The sequence below is a fragment of the Streptomyces sp. ICC4 genome, assembly GCF_003287915.1.
Classification (GTDB): Bacteria; Actinomycetota; Actinomycetes; order Streptomycetales; family Streptomycetaceae; genus Streptomyces; species Streptomyces tritrimontium.
The window spans coordinates 5154320-5169041 of record NZ_CP030286.1 but is presented as its reverse complement, the minus strand read 5'-3'; the positions used below and the strand labels follow the sequence as shown (position 1 = coordinate 5169041).

At 71.0% G+C, this 14722-nt stretch carries 13 protein-coding genes and 4 pseudogenes; 13 read left to right on the top strand and 4 right to left on the bottom strand.

The genetic code is table 11. From position 1 onward, the window contains the following. The first annotated feature begins 208 nt into the window (after window positions 1–208). The 7 genes and pseudogenes from DRB89_RS24115 to DRB89_RS24090 form a co-directional block, all read left to right on the top strand. The gene (locus tag DRB89_RS24115; RefSeq protein WP_112463412.1) at window positions 209–619 is read left to right on the top strand and encodes an SAV_915 family protein; all 411 of its coding nucleotides are present in this window, start codon (window positions 209–211) and stop codon (window positions 617–619) included. Window positions 620–628: 9 nt separating this feature from the next. Further along, on the top strand, window positions 629–1990 hold the full coding sequence (gene lysA, locus DRB89_RS24110; protein WP_112452304.1) for a diaminopimelate decarboxylase: 1362 nt from the start codon (window positions 629–631) through the stop codon (window positions 1988–1990). Window positions 1991–2147: 157 nt separating this feature from the next. Continuing rightward, window positions 2148–2213 carry a K(+)-transporting ATPase subunit F gene (gene kdpF / locus DRB89_RS24105; RefSeq protein ID WP_112454188.1) on the top strand — a complete coding sequence of 22 codons (66 nt, stop codon included), beginning with the start codon at window positions 2148–2150 and terminating at the stop codon, window positions 2211–2213. A gap of 86 nt (window positions 2214–2299) precedes the next feature. Continuing rightward, window positions 2300–3625, top strand: a pseudogene (locus DRB89_RS24100) (HAD-IC family P-type ATPase); the annotation flags it as partial. Next, window positions 3599–3787, top strand: a complete 189-nt coding sequence (locus DRB89_RS44830) for a sigma factor-like helix-turn-helix DNA-binding protein (RefSeq protein WP_239516846.1) — start codon at window positions 3599–3601, stop codon at window positions 3785–3787. The pseudogene DRB89_RS24100 and the gene DRB89_RS44830, both read left to right, overlap by 27 nt. Window positions 3788–4159: 372 nt before the next feature. After that, window positions 4160–4705, top strand: coding sequence for an EF-hand domain-containing protein (locus tag DRB89_RS24095; protein ID WP_112452303.1), 546 nt, complete (start codon window positions 4160–4162; stop codon window positions 4703–4705). Window positions 4706–4882: 177 nt separating this feature from the next. Further along, window positions 4883–5089 (top strand): annotated as a pseudogene (locus DRB89_RS24090) (TerB family tellurite resistance protein); the annotation flags it as partial. A 90-nt stretch (window positions 5090–5179) separates the two neighbouring features. On the opposite strand, the pseudogene DRB89_RS24085 reads toward DRB89_RS24090, so the two are convergent. Beyond that, window positions 5180–5845 (bottom strand): annotated as a pseudogene (locus DRB89_RS24085) (M56 family metallopeptidase); the annotation flags it as partial. Between the two features lie 274 nt (window positions 5846–6119). Between DRB89_RS24085 and DRB89_RS24080 the strand changes: the two are divergent. Continuing rightward, window positions 6120–6641: a TerD family protein gene (locus tag DRB89_RS24080; protein WP_343234665.1), complete on the top strand. Its 522-nt coding sequence runs from the start codon at window positions 6120–6122 to the stop codon at window positions 6639–6641. A 174-nt stretch (window positions 6642–6815) separates the two neighbouring features. Here DRB89_RS24080 and DRB89_RS24075 read toward each other — a convergent pair whose 3' ends face one another. Then, the gene (locus DRB89_RS24075; protein ID WP_112452301.1) at window positions 6816–6995 is read right to left on the bottom strand and encodes a hypothetical protein; all 180 of its coding nucleotides are present in this window, start codon (window positions 6993–6995) and stop codon (window positions 6816–6818) included. 189 nt (window positions 6996–7184) lie between these two features. Here DRB89_RS24075 and DRB89_RS24070 point away from each other — a divergent pair, with 189 nt between their 5' ends. From DRB89_RS24070 to DRB89_RS24050, 3 genes are all read left to right on the top strand, one after another. Next, window positions 7185–8246: a TerC family protein gene (locus DRB89_RS24070; RefSeq protein ID WP_112463411.1), complete on the top strand. Its 1062-nt coding sequence runs from the start codon at window positions 7185–7187 to the stop codon at window positions 8244–8246. 961 nt (window positions 8247–9207) lie between these two features. Further along, complete coding sequence (locus DRB89_RS24055; protein WP_239516310.1) at window positions 9208–10896, top strand: SWIM zinc finger family protein; 1689 nt, start codon at window positions 9208–9210, stop codon at window positions 10894–10896. Between the two features lie 116 nt (window positions 10897–11012). After that, window positions 11013–11705: a DUF317 domain-containing protein gene (locus tag DRB89_RS24050; protein WP_112452815.1), complete on the top strand. Its 693-nt coding sequence runs from the start codon at window positions 11013–11015 to the stop codon at window positions 11703–11705. Window positions 11706–11844: 139 nt separating this feature from the next. Here DRB89_RS24050 and DRB89_RS24045 read toward each other — a convergent pair. Next, a pseudogene (locus DRB89_RS24045) lies at window positions 11845–11952 on the bottom strand (IS5/IS1182 family transposase); the annotation flags it as partial. Between DRB89_RS24045 and DRB89_RS24040 the strand changes: the two are divergent. After that, window positions 11951–13189 carry a hypothetical protein gene (locus tag DRB89_RS24040; RefSeq protein ID WP_112463410.1) on the top strand — a complete coding sequence of 413 codons (1239 nt, stop codon included), beginning with the start codon at window positions 11951–11953 and terminating at the stop codon, window positions 13187–13189. The pseudogene DRB89_RS24045 and the gene DRB89_RS24040 sit on opposite strands and share 2 nt — an antisense overlap. Window positions 13190–13526: 337 nt before the next feature. Continuing rightward, the gene (locus tag DRB89_RS24035; RefSeq protein ID WP_112450310.1) at window positions 13527–14066 is read left to right on the top strand and encodes a DUF3291 domain-containing protein; all 540 of its coding nucleotides are present in this window, start codon (window positions 13527–13529) and stop codon (window positions 14064–14066) included. Between the two features lie 201 nt (window positions 14067–14267). On the opposite strand, the gene DRB89_RS44820 is transcribed toward DRB89_RS24035, so the two are convergent. Next, a complete protein-coding gene (locus tag DRB89_RS44820) occupies window positions 14268–14597 on the bottom strand; it encodes a TnsA-like heteromeric transposase endonuclease subunit (protein ID WP_239516309.1) in 330 nt (109 codons plus the stop codon). Window positions 14598–14722 lie beyond the last annotated feature (125 nt).

Sequence of the window (14722 nt, the reverse complement as noted above, 5' to 3'; positions counted from 1 at the left end):
CGCTGGACCTGGAGGAGGCCCGGCTCTCCGACCTCTGACGTCCGGTTCCGCAAGGACCCCGTCAACATCGCGTCAGCGGTCCGGGAAAGCGCGTCAAACATGCGTCAGCGGAGGGGGCTATCCCCGGCCGACGGGCATACCTTCGCCGAAGCGCGCCCCGGCCGTCCCGCCGGAGCGCCGTCGCACGCTCCCCACCAGGAGGAACACCATGCCTACGGCAGCACACCCCGAGGACCCCGAGCCTTCCGAACCCGTCCCGGCCGGACCTCTCTACGTCCCCGTCCGGCCGGGACCCGCGGGCTGCTCGGCCCGCTTCTTCCGCACCCCGCCCGGGGAGCGCACGGCGGTCGGCTTCACCTCCGAGAAGCGGCTCACCGCCACCCTGGGTGCCGACCAGAACTGGATCAGGCTCTCCGAGCCCGCCCTGCGTGCCCTCGCCGAACCGCTGGGCGTTCGACGCCTCACGGTCGACCCTCAGTTCTCCGCCCCCGCCCCCGTCCCCGCCCTCGCCGCCAAGCCGCTTCCGGCCTGGCGCGACTGGGATCCGCAGCACGTCGGTGTCCTGCGCGTGACCGGGGCCGCGGCGGTCGTCTCCTGCATGAACCTCCTGATCGGCTGAGGGCCCTCCATGTCTGTCACTTTCCCTTCCTCCCCGGTCCGGACCTCGGATCCGATACCGGCCCCCGACGCCGCCGAGGGGCTCTCCGTCTGGCCCGCCTCGGCCCGCCCGGCCGCCGGAGGCGACGTCACCGTCGCCGGGATCTCCCTCACCGAAGCGGCCGATCGGTTCGGCACCCCCCTGTACGTCCTGGACGAGGGCGAGGTCCGCGACCGCTGCCGCGCCTACCGCACGGCCTTCCCGGACGCGGACGTCATCTACGCGGCCAAGGCGTTCCTCTGCCGGGCCATGGCCCGCTGGGTCGAGGACGAGGGCCTGGGCCTGGACGTCTGCTCCGCCGGCGAGCTGGGCCTCGCCATGACCGCGGGCTTCCCCGCCGAGCGGATCGTGCTGCACGGCAACGCCAAGAGCCCCGAGGACCTGTACACCGCCGTCCGGCTCGGCGTCGGCCGCATCGTCCTCGACAGCACCTCGGAGATCGCCCGACTGGCCGACATCGTGCCCGAAGGCGAACGCCAGCAGGTCATGATCCGGGTCGTGCCCGGCATCGCGGCCGGCGGTCACACCAAGATCCGCACCGGTACGGAGGACCAGAAGTTCGGCCTCTCGATCACGGACGGCTCCGCCCAGCACGCCATCGCCAGGGTCCTCGCCCAGCCCCGTCTCGAACTCGTGGGACTGCACTGCCACATCGGCTCCCAGATCACCTCGGTCAAGCCGTACGTCGCCGCCGTACGCCGGATGGTCGGCCTGATGACCCAAATACGGGACCACCACGACCTGGAACCGCCCCAGTTGAACATCGGCGGCGGCCACGGCATCGCCTACCGCCCCGGCGAGGACAGCCTCGACCTCACCACCCTCGCCAACCGGGTCCTGGCCGAGCTGGCGGACGGCTGCGCCCACGCGAAGCTGCCCGTACCGCGCCTGACCATCGAGCCCGGGCGGGCGCTCGTAGGCCCCGCCGGAGTCGCCGTCTACCGGGTCCTCACGGTCAAGGAGACCTCGGGGCGGACGTTCGTCGCCGTCGACGGCGGCATGAGCGACAACCCCCGGCCGGCCCTGTACGGGGTCCGGTACGCGCCCCGGCTGATCGGCCGCGCCTCGACGGCCCTGCCCGCCCTGGTCACGGTGGTGGGCCGGCACTGCGAGGCCGGCGACGTCGTGGCGGAGGATGTCGCGCTGCCCGGCGACGTGCGACCCGGAGACCTCATCGCGGTACCGGCCGCCGGCGCGTACCACCTGTCCATGGCCTCCGGCTACAACCTGGTCGGCCGCCCGCCCGTGATCGCGGTCCGGGACGGCTCCGCGCGGATGCTCGTACGCCGTGAATCCATGGACGACATGAACCGCCGGGACATCGGCCTGTAGGGCCGCCGGCCCTCTTCTGTCCTCCGCCGGATGGCAGCCCGGCGGAGGACGGCCCCAGGCACGCGTGCGCGCGGCCTGGAGCTGCCCTGAAGATCCACATTGCCCCTGTTTCCCCCTGTGAGGACGAGGTCTCGATGACCGTCGAAACACTGTCGGCCTGGTCGTGGCCGTCGCCCTGCTGGCCTATCTGGTCATCGCCCTGATCGAGCCGGAGAAGTTCTGATGGCCGCCTCCACCGCGGTCGGCCCCGCCCCCGTCCGTCACGCACCACCTCCCGGAAGCGACCGGCCCCGTCGGATCGGCGCCGGGATGCTCGACCCGAAGCAGTTGTGGCGCGCGCTCCCGTAGGCGCTGCGCAAGCTCAGCCCGGTGACCCTGTTCCGGAACCGGTCATGTTCGTCCCCGAGATGGGCGCCGCGCTCACCACCGGCATCGCCGCCTTCCACCCCACCCTCTTCGGGTGGCTGATCACCGCGTGGCTCTGGCTGACCGTGGTCTTCGGCAACCTCGCCGAGGCCGTGACCGAGAGCCGTGGCAAGGCGCAGGCGGACACCCTGCCCCGCACGCGGCAGCAGACCAGCGCACGCCGGCTGACCGGCTGGGAGCCGGGCGCGCGGGCGGGCTCGTACATCGAGGAGACCGTATCGGCCGGTGAACTCCGGCGCGGTGACAGCGTGTTCGTACCGGCCGGGGAGCTGATTCCCGGTGACGGGCGATGTGATCGAGGGCGCGGCGAGCGTCGACGAGTCCGCGATCATCGGTGAATCCGCCCCGGTCATCCGCGAGTCGGGCGGCGACCGCAGCGCGGTCACCGGCGGCACCGGCGTGCTCTCCGACCAGCTCGCCGTAAGGATCACCCAGGAGCCCGGGGCCAGTTTCCTGGACCGGATGATCTCCCTGGTAGAGGGCACCAACCGGCAGAAGACCCCAACGAGCTGGCGCTCAACCTGCTCCTGGTCAGGCTGACCTTCGTCTTCCTGGTCGCGGCCGTCACGCTCCAGCCCATGGCGATCTTCTCCAAGGACGCCATGGCCGCCGCGCACGACACCGCGGCCCTCACCGCCGACGGTGTCACCGGCATCGTCCTGGTCTCACTCCTCGTGTGCCTGATCCCGACGACGATCGGCGCGCTGCTCTCCGCGATCGGCATCGCCGGGATGGACCGGCTCGTCCAGCGCAACGTCCTGGCCATGTCCGGGCGGGCCGTCGAGGCCGCGGGCGACGTCAACACCCTGCTCCTCGACAAGACGGGCACCATCACCTACGGCAACCGTCGGGCCAGCTCCCTCCTCCCGGTCGGGGGCACATCGATCGAGCGACTGGCGCGGGCCGCCCTGCTGTCCTCTCGCCGACGAGACGCCCGAAGGCCGATCGATCATCGAATTCGGCTATCACGAATACCAGTTGACCGAGCGGGTCGTGGCCGGCGCCGAGTGGGTCCCGTTCACCGCCACCACCCGGATGTCGGGCGTCGACCTGCCCGACGGTCGCAAGCCGCGCAAGGGAGCGGCCACGGCCGTCGCGGCCTGGGTGCGCGAACACGGCGGCGAGGTCCCTCCCGCCCTTACGGCGACCGTGGACCAGGTGTCCTCCTCCGGCGGTACGCCGCTGGCCGTAGCGGAACGGAACGACCAGGCCGAGCTCCTGGCAACGATCCCTGCCGAACGCCGGGACGCCTTCGTCCTCACCCAACTCCTCGGCCTGCCCTACGCCGACGCGGCCGAAGCCATCGGCTGTCCCGTCGGCACGGTCCGCTCCGCGTGGCCCGCGCCCGCACCGAACTCATGGCTCTCCTGACAGATGCGGAGACACCCACGGCCGGCCGGGAGTACCCGGCATCGCACCGCAGCCGGAGCGGCTGCTTCACACAGCACGACCGCACGGCCATGGCGTTGCTCGGCTGAGCTGTGCGGGGTTGAAGGCGGGAGGGGACGGCACACCAGTGCTCAGCCCCTCCCCAGCCGCACCACGGCGAACCGTGCTCGTGACCTCTGCCCGAGAGCTCACGACGTAGTCGCGGCCGTCCGCGACCGGCAGCCCCCCCATTCGGGGGTGGGCGGTCGGTGCCGTAGCCGAGGAGGCCCGCTGTGGGCATCCCGCACATACGGTCACAATGAGGGAGAGTCGGCGTCACGCCGCACCGGTCTCCCTTCAGGAAGGACTTGACGCATGGCCATCACTGATCCGATCGCCCGCAGGCTGCGAAGGTTGTTCGTGGCCTTGGACGCCGACGAGGACGGATTCGTCGGGTGGGGTGACCACGAGCGGATCGTGGACAGGTACGCGACCGGTTACGGGCTGGCCAGGAATGACCCCAAGATCAGTTCACTGGAGCGGGCGTACTGGTCACAGTGGCTGGGACTGCTGCAGCAGGCGACGCCGGGCCAGGAGCGTCTGTCCCTCGACGAGTTCGTCGCGGCGAACCGGGCTGCGGGCTTCGGCGCGAACGGATCCCATCTGCTGGATGACATCGCGCGTGCCGTATTCAATGTCGTGGACTTCGACGGGGACAAGAAGATCAGCCGGGACGAGTTCGTCAGGTATCTGGGCCTCTGGGGGATCTCCCCCGAAGACGCCCCGATTGTCTTCCAACGGCTGGACCTGGACCGCGACGCCTTCATCTCCCAGCAGGAAGTCACCAAGTCCATCCGGGCGTTCCACCTGTACAACGACGATCTGAGCACCCCGGGCGGCATCTTCCTCGGCGTCCACTGACCTCTTCCGCGCCTGCCGGCCGCGCAACCGGTCGGCGGTGGGAGGGCAGGCTCCAGGCCATGGTCCGGCAGTTCCCCGTACAGAGCGTCCGGAGGTGTCGCAGGCGGGCGGGGGAGCGCCTTCAGGCGCCGCCGTCGGGGGCGGCGCCGCGGGCCTCGCGGTCTCATCGTGGGCGACATGGCCGCAGCAGCAGACGGCACGATCGAACCTTCCGAACGCCGGCGAGTCGCACAGCTGATCGCCACCGACGAGGTGCTGCGGAACTTCGGCTCCACGGACCTGCAGCGGCGCTTCGACGAAAACCTCGACACGCTGACCGCCGGCTTCGCCTTCGCCTTCGGCAAGGTCAGCGTCATACAGGAGATCGCCAAGGCGAAGAAGAAATGGACGATCGCGTACACCTCGCCGCCCTGCGGTAAACCGCGGCCGCGAAGCGTACCGCTTCCGGCCGGTGCCGTACCGGCACGGCTCGCCTTACAACGGGGTGGCAGCGTGGAGGATGAAGAAGAGCGTGACGGCGGAGTTCGCCGAGGACAGGGCGGAGACAGCCGCGCCCGTTGCCGCTCCCCATGCTGCCAGGCCGACCGCGGTGAAGACCGGAGGCCAGTCGTCTCCCGCGGGGGCCGGCCCCAACAGGGCGGCGACCCGGCGCGGTACCGGCCCGGCGGCGGCGAATCCCGCGAGCGTGGCGAGGGGGGTGCCGCGACTTATGAGGGCCGCCTTGCCGATGGCGACGGCGACGGTGCGCCGGCTCCCGACAGCGGCGGCCGCATCCTCGTCAGCCCACCGCTCGGCGGTGTACGGCACCGCCGAGTACAGGGGGCGCAGGAAGGGGTTGGCCCGGGCGGCGAGCCGGACCGTCAGCAGGAACCGGTGGTGGCGGCCGGACAGATGAGCGCGCTCGTGCGCGAACAGGGCCCGGCGTTCGCACGAGGCCAACGCGGCGAGCATCCCGGTGGTCACCACGATGCGCTCCCGGCGCCCGCCGGGCAGCGCGTACGCGTACGGCGCGTCGTCGCGCACGACCGCCACCGCGGTGGCGGGCAGCCCGGCAAGGGCCCGGACGCTGCGACGGCGGACCCGGCGGTGCCGCCAGGCCGTTGCCGTGCAGGAGCCGAGGACCGCGAGCAGGGCAGGAATGCATCTGACGCGCCGACGCATGCATGCGGGCGGGCCGCACCTTCGGCCCGCCCGAAAGCGCGACGGTCGGTACTGTTCACCCCGCTCCCGACTGCACCCCGGATACGGCCGGAATCCAGCAGCCCCTCGCGGACGCGTCGACGAGTGCCGACCGGGCGGCGGCGGCCATCACGACTCTCGCCATCGCCTCCGCTCGCGCGTCGGGCTCGACTCCTCGCCACGGCATTCCGCCGGGTCGCACCGCCAAGCCCTCGAGAAGAGCGGCGGCGGGGCATTGAGCGTCGTACGGATGGGGCTCGGCTGGCAGGCCGCCCCGCGCAAGGGATTCCTCGCCAGGTTGACCGCCCGGGAGATCGACCTCGACGCCTCGGCCGTCCTCTTCGCCGGGAAGGAGCCGGTGGACGTGGCCTTCTTCCAACAACTGGTCAGCAAGGACGGCTCCGTCCGCCACACCGGGGACAACCTCGTCGGCGGCGCCGGCCAGGGCGGCGACGACGAGTCCATCCTCGTGGACCTCCAGCGAGTACCGGTGCACGTCGACCAGATCGTCTTCACCGTCAACTCCTTCACCGGGCAGACCTTCGCCGAGGTGGAGAACGCCTTCTGCCGCCTCGTCGACGAGAGCAACGGCCAGGAACTGGCCCGCTACACCCTCTCCGGAGGCGGCAAATACACCGCGCAGGTGATGGCCAAGGTCCACCGCTCCGGCGGAGGCTGGAACATGTCCGCGATCGGGGAGCCGGCCGACGGCCGCACCTTCAAGGACCTCCTGCCCGCCATCGCCTCCCGCCTCTGACCACACCCGGCAGCGCCGGCCACGGTGACGGACCGCTGCGCCGCTGTCTTCCGGAGGGAAGGAACCCCTGCCCGGTATCAGCGAGACAGCGAGCACCTGCATCATCGTCATCCTGACCATCGGAGCCCGTGGCCCGCGGCCCGCACCCGGTGTACCGAGTCACGCCCTCCCGGTTCAGGAGGAGCGTGGGGACATCAGGATCTCCATACCGTCGATCACGGCGGCGCAGCGGGGCGTTCCCGGCCCGGGGGTGATGCGGATGGACACAGGCATCGGAGGTTCGGTGGACAGGTCCCCGCTGACGAGCAGGGGGAGGTTCCCGCGCAGGGCGGTGCGACCGGTCTCCCGCCCCATGAGAACGCTCGTTGCGCACGTTCTCGGCGAGCCGCCTGGCCTCAGCGATCGGCCCGGGCCATGCCCCGGCGGGCCGGTGCGGGACCTGCGGCTCACAGACCGCTCGGCCGTGCGTCAGGGGGCGAAATGCCGCACACTCGCGTATAGGGGCCGGCGTACTCCGCGCGGGCCATCGTGAGGGTTCCCGACGTGCTTGATGTCCCGCTCTGGCTGTGGGGGGCGTTCGCCGCGACAGTGGTGGTGTCGCTGGCGGTCGATTTGCTGGCCCACCGCACCGCGCACGTCATCGGGTTCAAGGAGGCCGCCGCATGGAGCGGCCTGTGGGTGAGCCTCGCCCTGATCTTCGGCGCGGTCGTCTTCCTCGTCCTCGGCACGACGGCGGGCACGGAGTACACGACGGCCTGGCTGCTGGAGAAGAGCCTGTCGGTCGACAACCTCTTCGTCTTCGCCGTGATCTTCGCCTACTTCAAGGTCCCCCGCGCCTACCAGCACCGCGTGCTGTTCTTCGGCGTCATCGGCGCCCTCGTCTTCCGCGGGGTCTTCCTCTCCCTCGGCGTCGCCGTGGTCAGCCGCTTTACCGCGGTGCTCTTCGCCTTCGCCGCAGTCCTCTTCTACAGCACCTACAAGCTCCTCAAGGACGAGCAGGACAGCTTCGACCCGGGCAAGAGCTTCGCCGTGCGGATGCTCCGCAAGATCATCCCCGTCCGAGACGAATACGCCGGAGCGAAATTCTTCGTCAAGGAAGCCGGCACGCGCATGGCCACCCCGCTCCTCGCGGTGGTCGCCGCGATCGAGGCCGCCGACCTGATCTTCGCCGTGGACAGCGTTCCCGCCGTCCTCGCGGTCAGCGACGACGCGTTCATCGTCTACACCAGCAACGCGTTCGCGATCCTCGGCCTGCGGGCCCTCTACTTCATGCTCGCCGGCCTCCTGGACCGGTTCCACTACCTGAACAGGGGTCTCGCGATCATCCTCGCCTTCATCGGCGTCAAGCTCATCCTCCAGGCATCCCATAAATTGATCAGCCCCAGCATCCCGGAGATCCCCTCACCGGTCAGCCTGGCCGTCATCGTCACCGTCCTGACCGGCTCCGTCGTACTCAGCATGCGCCGGCCCGCCCCAACCCACCCAGCCGACGAGCAGGCGGCATCCCCGCCGGATACGGCAACCGAGAACCCTGGGCTCGATGGCGGCGGCACACCTCCTGAGGGCGAGCAGGGGCCGGACGATCCGCCCCGGCCGGCGAGCTGAACGCCGCCGCAAGACGAGCGATGCGCCGTCCGCTCCCCATTTTCCCACCGTGGAGCCTATTGTTAAAGAATGAGCAAAGCCGAGCATGAGACCGGACCACAAGGGGCGCTTGTGTGCCCGGTCTGCAAGCACACCGTGCCCACGGCCGTCCAGAGAAGGCACAAGACGCTCGGAGTCTTTGTGCCCGTATGGGGACCGGGCCCCTGCCACAACCCCGACTGCCCCGAATATCTGGAGAACCCGCAGCAGACCAGGCCTCAGGACCACTGACACAGGGCGTCCCGACAGCCCGGTTCCGCGGCGCGCCCGAGCGATCCCAGAGCGGCGCTTCCACGCGCTTGAAGCCGTCGCCGGCAAGGGCACCGCACTGCTCTGGGGCGGCGACCGCCCTTCCGCGCCGGGCTCCTCGCCTCCCTGAGCCGCCACGCCGAGCGCAGGCACCGGGCCCTTCTCCAGAGCCCGACCGAGGCCTTCCGGCGGCACCGCCGCGAACAGGCGCGCAGGGCACGGCTGCTGGGCATGCTGCCCATTCCGTACGAGGACGACTGGACGATCCCGCTGCGCCGCGCGCCCGGGGTGCGGGGGGGCATGCGTCCACGCGCACGGCCCGTCCGGCAGAGCCGGGTATCGGCTCGCCGCGTGAACTGCTCGGAGTGATCGGCGCGCACGAATGGAACCGGCCGGACTCCCGGACACCTGGAGCCGGGCGGCGAAGGCCGGCCGATCCTCTCCGGCCTCGCGGAACGCCTCGGACTGCGCAGCCGTACAGAACTGCCGGACGCGATCGCCGCAGCGGACCCGCGCGTGGTGGCCCGCACGGTCACGAAGCCGCGCCACCCGCGTGCGGCAGACCGACGGACCCCGTACAAGAGCCCGCGCGGGCGAGATCACGTCGCTGTAGCGCCTCGGGACTGTCTGAGTATCCAGCGGTGAGAGGTTCTGATCCGATTGAATGAATGCCGTGACACATGCTCCGGGGTTCACCGAGGAAGACCTGCGCCGGCTGGCGGGGGCGCGCTCCTTCGAGCGGGGGTTCGGCTATCTGTCCGCGGTGTCCCGGCTGGAGATCGGGGACTCCGCGATCACTGCGACCGTGGACGGCACCGACGCCTACGAGGTCGAGCTGACCGAGGACGAGGAGGGCGGGCTCACCGGCTGGTGCGACTGCCCGTACGGGCAGGAGGGGAACTTCTGCAAGCACTGCGTGGCAGTGGGCCTGACCGTCCTGGGGCAAGCCGAAGCCGTGCCTCGGCAGCGGTCGGCCGCCGCATCGCGTACCAGGTTGCTGGACTCCTGGCTGGAGTCCCGGACCCGGGAGGAGCTGCTTGCCCTGGTACGGGAACAGCTCGCCGACAACCGTGACCTGCGCCGCCGCCTGGAGCTGCGCGCGGCCACCGCCGGGGAGGACGCCGGCATCGTCCGCGAGCGCATCCTGAGCCTCCTCGACACCCGGCTCTTCGCCCGCCACGGCTACGTCGAGTACGCCGATGCCCACGCGTACGGGCGGCAGGCGGCGGAGGCGGTCACCGCCCTGCGCACGCTGACGGCGAGCGGCCGGTCGGCGGACGCGGTGGAGGTGGCCCGCGAGGCGCTCCGGACCTTGGGCAGGACGTACGGGGAGATCGACGACTCGGACGGCCTGATCGGGGACGTCGCCACCGGGCTGGCCGAGGCCCATCTGGAGGCCTGCCGGAACGCCAGACCCGACCCCGTGGAAACCTCCGAATGGCTGGTGCGCCATCTGCTGGACGACGCGAACGACGCCATTGACACGGACCTCTTCGACTACCGGGACGTACTGGGTGAGCCGGGCATGGCCCGGGCTCGCGAACTGGTGGAGGCCGCCTGGCGGGCCAACCCCAAGGGGTCGGCGGAGAAGTTCCTCATGGAGCGCCTCCTGAAGGCGGACGGCGGCAGCCTGGACGCACTGGTCGCCGTCCACGCGGCAGACCTCGCCCCGACCGGCCACACCCACCTGGTGATCGCCAAGGAGCTGGAGGCGGCGGGCCGCGCGGCAGAGGCCCTGGACTGGGCCGAACGCGGCCTGCGGGAGACCGAGTCCGACTGGGGTCCGGACGAAGAGCTGGTCACCTTCGTCTGCGACCGGTACGCGCGGACCGGCCGCCTGGCCGACGTGGTCGCGATCCGCCGGGACCTACTGCGGGCCCGCCCCTCGCTGGCCGCCTACCGGCAACTTCGTACGGCCGCCCGTGCGGCCGGGACCTGGGAGGGTTCCGAGCGCGCGGGCGCCTTGGAGGTGCTGAAGGCCGCCGACCAGCTGAACAAGGGCCGCTGGTACGGCGGCTCGGTGCTGCTCGACGCGCTCATGGATGACGCCGACCTCGAAGCCGCCTGGCAGACCGCCGCCGACGGGTACGCGGACCAGCGGCAGTGGCTGGCCCTCGCCGACCGGATCCGTGACCGTCGACCGGCCGACGCGCTGACCGTCTACCTGCGCTGGATCGAGCCACTGCGCAAGCAGACCGGCGACAGCACCTACGAACGCGTGGCGGAACTGCTGCTCAGCGCCCGCGCCTGTCACCGCACGCTCGGTACCGAGGCCGAGTTCGCCACCTATCTGGCCGCCCTGCGCGCCGATCAGAAACGCAAGCGGAAGCTGATGACGACTCTCGACCAGCACGGACTCTGAACGGTCGATCACGTCCCCGCCAGCGGAAATCCTCGTTCAGAGGCAGCGTCCGCTGGGGAGAATCTGGGGAGAATGAAGCGCCGCTGGGGAGTGGCTGGGGAGAATCGGCCGTATCAATGGGCAGCACGACGAAAGGGCGGGAAAGGCTGATCGTTGCAGGCCAGGGGGATCGACAGTCGATTTCCACAGGTCAGCGGCGTGCGGGTGACGACTTCACCATCGCCAGCCACGAACCTCTCACCCTGCGCGTCGAGTTCCTTCACGGCGCAGCCCACGGCGACAGCCTTTGGACGATCGCGGCCTACGAGTCACCCGTCGGCGAACGCCTCTGGCACGCCACCGCCACCCCCACTACGCCGGTCGAGATCATGCGGGTCCTCCTCGACAGCCTCAGCACCGAAGACTCCTGGGGCCTGGGCGCCGCCACCCCAATCGAGGAGAAGGACCTCGCCCACGCATCCCGCCCTCTGGAAGACGCGGGCTGGCCCCTGAAGTGCGGGGCCCGGCTGATCGACTGGACCGCGCCCACGAACGACGGGGCAGGCCTCCGCTTCGACACCCACGTCAAGCAGGGCAACCTCCTGCCGGCCTGGACCATCTGGGGCGGGAATACAGTCGACAGTCCTACATGGGCCATCCACCTCTCCACCCACGCCCCCACGTCCCTGATCCAGGACGTCGCCTTCGAACTCGCTCACGGCTCCAGCCGCCGGCCGCTTCCCCTCCGCACCAGCGCCGCCCGCTCGGCCAAGAAGCCGGGCGTCGTACCGCCTGCACCTGCTGGACACCGGCCGGCCTTCCGACGCTGAGCAGCGCGGCTCGGCAAGGCCGCCAGGCACCGCATGCGGCCTCACCCGTGGTGACGACGGCCTCGACGGCCAACACGCAGGTGAGCATTCCTTACACCTCGTTGCGCGGGGTCGAGGAGCTACTGAGCCTTTTCCAACCTCATGTTGAGGCGTGGTGGAGGACGAGGACGGCCTTCACGATGTCGGTGATCCGGTTGGTGCTGCAGCGGAGCTTCCGTAGGAGGCGCCAACCCTTCAGCACGGCCATGGTGCTGGACGCCGTGCGCGCCGACCGGTCCTGCCCCGAGGCCGTCCGCCTGCTCCGACTGACCCGCTCGGCCGACCCCGTCGTCCGCATCGGGGCCTTCGAGCTCCTCCTGAGCCTCGCCCACGACGGGCCCTGGCCCGAGGCGGCCCATGCCGCGCTGCTCCGGGTCGGCGACCTCGACGAGCGGGTACGGTGCCTGGCCGCGCGGCTCCTCGTACGGGCCGGGGACCCGGACCTCGCCCTCGCGGTGCTGGGCCAACTCACCGAACCGGTGGTGCGCACGGTCCTGGCCGAAGGCCTCCGCGACGGCGTCGCCCACCTGCGCGACGACCCCCTCGCGGCCGTGCGCTTCCTCGCGCACCTGGCCGCGCTGCGCACGGCCCCTCCCGCGAGCCGCCCGGACCTCGACGCGGCGCTGCTCGCCGACGCGCGGGAAGCGGCGCTCCATCTCGCGGACGCCGGGGAGCGCTGGGGGCGGCTGCTGTGCGGGCTGGACCGCGAGCGGCACGCGTACGGACTCGCGGCCCTCCTGCTGGCCGACCCGGCGACCCGTGACATCGGCGCCGGGCTCGCACGCGCGGCGTGCCACGCCTTCCGGGCGGCGCCGGCCGAACTGCTGCCCCTGCTGGTCCGCCACCGCGGGCGGGAGGTCAGCCCGGCCGTGGCCGATGCCCTCACCACGGCGTCGATATCGGAGCAGGCGATGAGGGAGCACGGCGCCCTGCTGGCCGCGATCGGGTTCACCCGCCCGGTCCGCGGGGCGAGGTGCGGGAGCGCCCCGGTTCACGACGCCGCGTCCGCCGCCTCACTGCTGTCGGCCAAGCCCATCGGGGTGGGCAGGCTCCGCGAGGCGCCGGAGGTCTTCGGCGCCCTGCTGGACGCGGGCCCGCTGACCTTCCGGCAGGCCGCGCAGCTGTACAACCTCACCTTTCGGTGGCCGGGCCGGACACAAGCCGAGTGCGCCCCGCTCTGGCTCCGGCACGCGGGCCCCACGGTCCTGCCCCGGCTCCTCGACCTCATGGCCCCGTACCTCGACGACTACACGGTCGGCGAGTTCTACCTCGCGGGGCTCGCCCGGATGGGCGGGCAGGCCCTGCCGCTGCTGCCGGCCGTGACGGCGATGATCGAACGGCGTAAGCGCATCCCCGCCAACGACTCCACGGACGACGGCGAGATGTGGCTGGACGAGAAGCTGCTGAAGGCCGCCCTCCGCGCCCGCCGCGCGATGGTCCTCTGACAGCGAACCCAGTCGCTGCGTCCTCCGGTCGAGGCCGTCGGCGTCGCCCCGGCCCGCCGGCCCGCCGGCCCGAGCGGAGCTTTCGATGCTGCTCCTCCGCGGTCACCGGGACGGTGCGGACTTCCGCGACGGCAGGCAGCGCCACCGTCCCAGCCCCCGCGAGGACCGGCGCAAGAGGCCACTTGGACAGGGAAAACGCAACTTCGACATGGCCCGCGGAGGCAGCTACCTTCACCTCGTCTCCGGCGATCGCACACGGTCGCACAGGAGTTCCTTCGGGCCGAGCCACCCGCGACGGGACGAGTTGGTCCAGGCACCCTCAACCAGGGAGAGACGCATGCCCCATCTTGCGCTGTACACATTCGGCGTCCTGAAGTCACCTCTCGCCGATCCCGCACCTCTCACGCGCGAACTCCACGACAGCGGCGAGGCCATCTACCCGCAGATCAGCCGGCACCCCGGGTACCTCGCTCATGCTGAAGCGGCAGACGGCTCCCGGGGCACGCACTTCGACTTGGACTGGGGTGCATGGGGAGAGTTCGCCGTGCCGACCTGGTACGGCAAGGGCCATACGGTGGAAACCACCGCCCTGGCCGCGACCCTCTCACTCTGGACCGACCTGCGTCCCGCCTTCGAGGCCATCTACACCGGTCTGCACCGTGAGGCGCTGAACAGGCGTTACGACTGGTTCGAGAGGACGGGACACCCGGCTTACGTGTTCTGGTGGATCTCCGACGGCGTGATACCCACCTGGCAGGACGGGGTTTCCAGGCTGGAGCACCTCCACGCCCACGGCTCCGCTCCGCACGCCTTCACCTTCCACCACCCGTTCGCCCCGGAGGGAAGTCCGACCAGGTTCGCTGACAAGGAAGCCTGAACCCGACGCCGCCTCGCCCCGGCCATCGTGCCGCTCCCTCGGCCAAGCGCACGAACGTGCGTGGCCCAAGCAGTTCGATCGCCAGGCCATCGGCGGCCAGCTCATTCAGCCACAGCAGATGGAACAACGTGGGGAGAGTCCCCGAGGCGATCCCCAGCGGCGTCGGCGCCACGGAGCAAGGTGTCCGACCCCGTGAAGACCTCACGCAACCGGCCCGCAAGAGGACGGTGCAGGCACCGCGGGTGCCGGTAGCGCGACAAACCACCGCACGTTTGCCGGCATCACCGCGTCCGCCGTCCCAAGCCGGGCGAATTCCCAACCCGCCTGCTGGCAGGCCGCGTGCGTCAACTCGAACGCTTCCGCGTCCTTCGGCGCGATCCGTGCATCGGCCCGGACATCGACGACGACCGCCGAGCTGTCCAAGTGGCGTACGAAGAAGTCAGGCGCGTGCCGTCGCTTGCGCTTGCCGTCGTACCAGGGGAGCCAGAACGGCTGCGAGGCCATCCCGACCACCCTCGGATCGAAGTCCATGAGCAGGAGACGATCCCGTTCCGGTCACGACTCGAAGCCACCATGCCGCCCGGTTGTCGCCGACCAGTGGATGACAACGGACAGCGCGATCCTCGCGGGATGAGCGCAGCCCTGCCTCAAAAACT

Excerpts from the sequence above, each read along its gene's own strand:
- DRB89_RS24115 (WP_112463412.1), top strand. The coding sequence starts at position 209 with ATGCCTACGGCAGCACACCCCGAGGACCCCGAGCCTTCCGAACCCGTC.
- lysA (WP_112452304.1), top strand. The coding sequence starts at position 629 with ATGTCTGTCACTTTCCCTTCCTCCCCGGTCCGGACCTCGGATCCGATA.
- DRB89_RS24095 (WP_112452303.1), top strand. The coding sequence starts at position 4,160 with ATGGCCATCACTGATCCGATCGCCCGCAGGCTGCGAAGGTTGTTCGTG.
- DRB89_RS24075 (WP_112452301.1), bottom strand. The coding sequence starts at position 6,995 with ATGGGGCGGGAGACCGGTCGCACCGCCCTGCGCGGGAACCTCCCCCTG.
- DRB89_RS24050 (WP_112452815.1), top strand. The coding sequence starts at position 11,013 with ATGGGCAGCACGACGAAAGGGCGGGAAAGGCTGATCGTTGCAGGCCAG.
- DRB89_RS24040 (WP_112463410.1), top strand. The coding sequence starts at position 11,951 with ATGGTGCTGGACGCCGTGCGCGCCGACCGGTCCTGCCCCGAGGCCGTC.
- DRB89_RS24035 (WP_112450310.1), top strand. The coding sequence starts at position 13,527 with ATGCCCCATCTTGCGCTGTACACATTCGGCGTCCTGAAGTCACCTCTC.
- DRB89_RS44820 (WP_239516309.1), bottom strand. The coding sequence starts at position 14,597 with ATGGACTTCGATCCGAGGGTGGTCGGGATGGCCTCGCAGCCGTTCTGG.